Consider the following 3,704-nt stretch of genomic DNA (forward strand, 5'->3'; position numbering starts at 1 on the left):
TACCCAGCACCCGTCCCCCCGGGCCGCCCGGTTGGGCGACCGGCGTCATCTACACCCCAACCCCGCGCGGCGCGGGCGGCGGCGCCTCCGCGCCCCTCGGCGCGGCCGCCGTCCGGGCGATTGCCGAACGTCTTCCCGACGCCGTGGTACGGCTCGGTGGGCGCGACCGTACGCAGGCCGAAGCCCTGCTGGCCAAGTCCGGTCTGCGCGGCGATGCGGTCGAGGTCGACCTGCACGACGGCCGGTCGCTGGCCCGGTTCTGCCGCGGCGCACACACCGTCCTCAACTGCGCGGGCCCGTCCTACCAGGTCCTCGACAGGGTGGCCTGGGCCGCGGCGGCGGCCGGCGCCGACTACGTCGACCCGGGCGGCGACGAACCGCTCCTGGAGGCGCTGGTCCGGCCCGGCACCTTCACCGGCACCGCCGTGATCACCGCGGGCATGCAGCCGGGACTGACCGGGCTGCTCCCCCGCCACCTGTGCTCCACCATGAGCCGCCCGCAGCGGCTGACCGCCTACGTCGGCACGATGGACCGGCTCACCCCGGCCGGAGCCGCCGACTACCTGCTCTCCATGGGTGGCGCGTACGGGGAGGCCCGCGGGGCGATCCGGGGCGGCATCCGCGTGGAGCGCGAGCTGGAGCCGCGTACCGGCGTGGAACTGCCGTACGCGAACAACCGGGTGGACGTCTACCCGTACCTGAGTTTCGAGTCCGCGCGGCTCCCGGAGGTCACGGGGCTGACGGAGATCGACTGGTACAACGTCTTCGACGGCGGCGCGCACATGATGAACTGCCTGAGCAGGCTCCAGGGGGCGATGCGCGGCGAGTCCGGGCTCGCCGATGCGGCCGGGGAGCTGACCCGTGCCGCGGCGCTCGACCTGTTCGGCCGGGACCCGTTCCAGCTCATGCTGTTCGAGGTCACCGGCACCGACGACGCCGGACTCCCCGCCACCCGCAGCCTGGCCCTGCGCGCCAGTGACACGTACGCCCTGACCGGCCTCGCCGCCGCGCTCGCCGTACTGGCGGTGCTCGACGGCAGGGCCGCCCCGGGCGTGCACTTCGGCTCCGACGTGCTCGACGCCGGGACGGTACTCGCCGCACTGCGGTCCGAACCCGCGGTCGGGCTGCTGGAGGTCGTCGACCGGCCGATCCTCGCGGCCCGTGCCATGGAGGAGGGCGAACTGTGAGCCGTCCTCGCGTCCTGGTGGCCGGCACCGGCTTCGGCCGTGCCTATCTGGCGGCCTTCGAGCGGGCGGACTTCGGCTTCGAGCTGGCCGGGATCCTCGCCTCCGGCAGTGCCCGCAGCCGCGCCTGCGCCGCGCACTACGGCGTACCGCTGTGGCCGACGGTCGAGGAGGTGCCCGGCGACATCGACCTGGCCTGCGTGGTGGTGGGCGGGGTGATGAACGGCGGCCCCGGGCCCGGCCTCTCGCGGGCGCTGATGCGCCGTGGCATCCACGTGCTCCAGGAACACCCCCTGCATCCGGACGAGTTGGTGGCGTGCCTGCGGGCCGCCACCGAGTCCGGGGTGGTGTTCCGGCTGAACACCCACTATCCGCATGTGGAGCCGGTGCGCCGCTTCATCGGGGCAGCCCGTGACCTGGTGGCCCGGCAGCAGCCGCTGTTCCTCGACGTGACCTGCGCCTTCCAGGTGCTCTACACGGTCTTCGACATCCTGGGCCAGGCGCTGGGCTCGATCCGCCCGCACGGGATCGACGCAGTGCTCGCGGGGGCGGAGGGGGCACCGTACCGGAGTCTCACCGGGCGCTTCGCCGGTGTTCCCCTGTCCTTCCGGCTGCAGAACGAGCTGGTGCCCTCGGACCCGGACAACTACAGCCACCTCTTCCACCGCATCACCCTGGGCACCGACGGCGGGCACCTCACCCTGGTCAACACGCACGGGCCGGTGCAGTGGAGCATGCGCCCGCACATGCCCGACGGCATGAAGGAACTGGTGCGGTTCGGCGACTCCACCGCCCCGCACCTCAAGGTGCCCAGCGTGGAGCACCTGGGGCCGGCGGAGGGCGCCCCGTACGACGTGGTGCTGCGCGAACTGTGGCCGCAGGCCACGGCGCGGGCCATCGGCGCGACCTGGGACGACGTCCGGGCGGGCGCCGACAGCCGGGGTCATGTGCAGTACCACGTGGCCCTGGCCAGGCTGGGGATGCGCGTGAGCGAGGCCTGCGGGCCTGTGCGGCTGCACCACCCGAAGGCGCCGCCCGGACTCCTCTGCGCCGCGGACCTGCTGGGGGTCCGGACATGAGCACCGACGTCCCGAACCCGTGGCTGCGCGGCTACTTTCCCCAACCCTCGGCCGCCCGGCGCGTCGTGTTCTTCCCGCACGGCGGCGGGTCCGCGAGCTTCTACCGCCCGCTGGCGCGTGAACTGCCCGAAGGCGTCGAGGGCATGGTGGTGCAGTACCCCGGCCGGGAGGACCGCATCGGCGAGCCCTGCCGCACCGACATGGCCGGCCTCGTGGAGCCGCTGGCCAAGGCGCTGACCCGACTGGACGACAAGCCCGTGTGGTTCTTCGGGCACAGCATGGGCGCCTCCGTCGCGCACGAAGTCACCCGGCTCCTCGGTGAGGCGGGCGAGGCGCTCCCGGAGCGGCTGGTCGTCTCCGGGCGTCCGGGACCGGCCCGGCAGCAGCCGGACGACAAGCACCTGGACGACGGGCGGCTGTGGGCCGATGTGTGCCAGCTCGGCGGCACCGACGCGGCGTTGCTCCAGTTGCCGGGCATACGCGAGATGACGCTGCCGGTGCTCCGCGCCGACTACCGCCTGGTGGGCACCTACCGGCCCGGCACCGGCCGCGATCTCTCGGTGCCGGTGAGCGTCTGTTACGGCACCGAGGACCCCGAGGTCGACGCGGCGGACGCGGCGGCCTGGGCGGGCGTCACCTCGGCGCACACCGAGGTGACCGCCTTTCCCGGCGGTCACTTCTATCTGCGCGGGCCCGCCCAGGCCGAGTTGACGCACTGGCTGACCGGGCGGCTGCACGCCTCCACCGACCTCGCGGGAAGGAACCGAGGATGATCGTACGACCCGTCGTGGAGAAGTACGCCGAAGAGGCATCCTCCCCCGCGCCCCCCTGGCTGGCCGTCCTGGTCGCCGACACGGAGGCCGGGACCGAGCTGCCGGCCATGATGGTGGGGAGCCTGGAGGGCGAGTTCCTGGCCTCCCTGGTCTTCGCGCTGCGCCCCCGCCGCATCCTGGAGATCGGCACCTTCACCGGCTACTCCGCGCTCTGCATGGCCCAGGCGATGCCCGAGGACGCCGAGCTCCACACCTGCGAACTCAACCCGCTGCACGCCTCGATCGCCCGCAAGCACTTCGGGGCGTCGCCCTGGGCGGAGCGCATCCACCTCTGGGAAGGCCCGGCCCTGACGTCGGTGCGGGACCTTCCCGGCCCCTTCGACCTGGTCTTCGTCGACGCCGACAAGCCCGGTTACGTCGGCTACTACGAGGCGGTGCTGCCCAAGCTGTCCCCGCACGGGCTGATCCTGGCCGACAACGTCCTCCAGTTCGGCGGCGTCGCCAACGAGCGCGACCAGCAGCCCGACACCGTCGCCATGCGCGCGTTCAACGCCCATGTCGCCGCCGATCCCCGGGTGCGGCAGAGCGTGCTCACCGTGCGCGAAGGCGTCAGCGTCATACGGCTGGCCGGCTGAGCGGCCCCGCGCGCACGAGACGGGGGGGCGGGC

The 3,704-nt window shown here is 73.4% G+C and carries 4 protein-coding genes; all 4 read left to right on the forward strand.

Annotated features, from left to right (window positions below):
* Positions 1–47 precede the first annotated feature (47 nt).
* The 4 genes from ACFXBC_RS23320 to ACFXBC_RS23335 are packed head-to-tail and all read left to right on the forward strand — an operon-like array spanning position 48 to position 3,671.
* The gene (locus ACFXBC_RS23320; protein ID WP_385027626.1) at positions 48–1,187 is read left to right on the forward strand and encodes a saccharopine dehydrogenase NADP-binding domain-containing protein; all 1,140 of its coding nucleotides are present in this window, start codon (positions 48–50) and stop codon (positions 1,185–1,187) included.
* Complete coding sequence (locus tag ACFXBC_RS23325; protein WP_385027617.1) at positions 1,184–2,263, forward strand: Gfo/Idh/MocA family oxidoreductase; 1,080 nt, start codon at positions 1,184–1,186, stop codon at positions 2,261–2,263. Before ACFXBC_RS23320 ends, ACFXBC_RS23325 begins: the two co-directional genes overlap by 4 nt.
* Complete coding sequence (locus tag ACFXBC_RS23330; protein ID WP_385027620.1) at positions 2,260–3,036, forward strand: thioesterase II family protein; 777 nt, start codon at positions 2,260–2,262, stop codon at positions 3,034–3,036. The genes ACFXBC_RS23325 and ACFXBC_RS23330 overlap by 4 nt, the downstream gene beginning before the upstream one ends.
* Complete coding sequence (locus tag ACFXBC_RS23335) at positions 3,033–3,671, forward strand: O-methyltransferase (protein ID WP_385027623.1); 639 nt, start codon at positions 3,033–3,035, stop codon at positions 3,669–3,671. Before ACFXBC_RS23330 ends, ACFXBC_RS23335 begins: the two co-directional genes overlap by 4 nt.
* Positions 3,672–3,704: the final 33 nt, after the last annotated feature.

It is taken from the genome of Streptomyces sp. NPDC059398 (assembly GCF_042751845.1).
Lineage (GTDB): Bacteria > Actinomycetota > Actinomycetes > Streptomycetales > Streptomycetaceae > Streptomyces.

What these genes read in the sequence shown, in the direction of transcription:
- ACFXBC_RS23330 (WP_385027620.1), top strand. Translation starts at nt 2,260, where the DNA reads ATGAGCACCGACGTCCCGAACCCGTGGCTGCGCGGCTACTTTCCCCAA.
- ACFXBC_RS23335 (WP_385027623.1), top strand. Translation starts at nt 3,033, where the DNA reads ATGATCGTACGACCCGTCGTGGAGAAGTACGCCGAAGAGGCATCCTCC.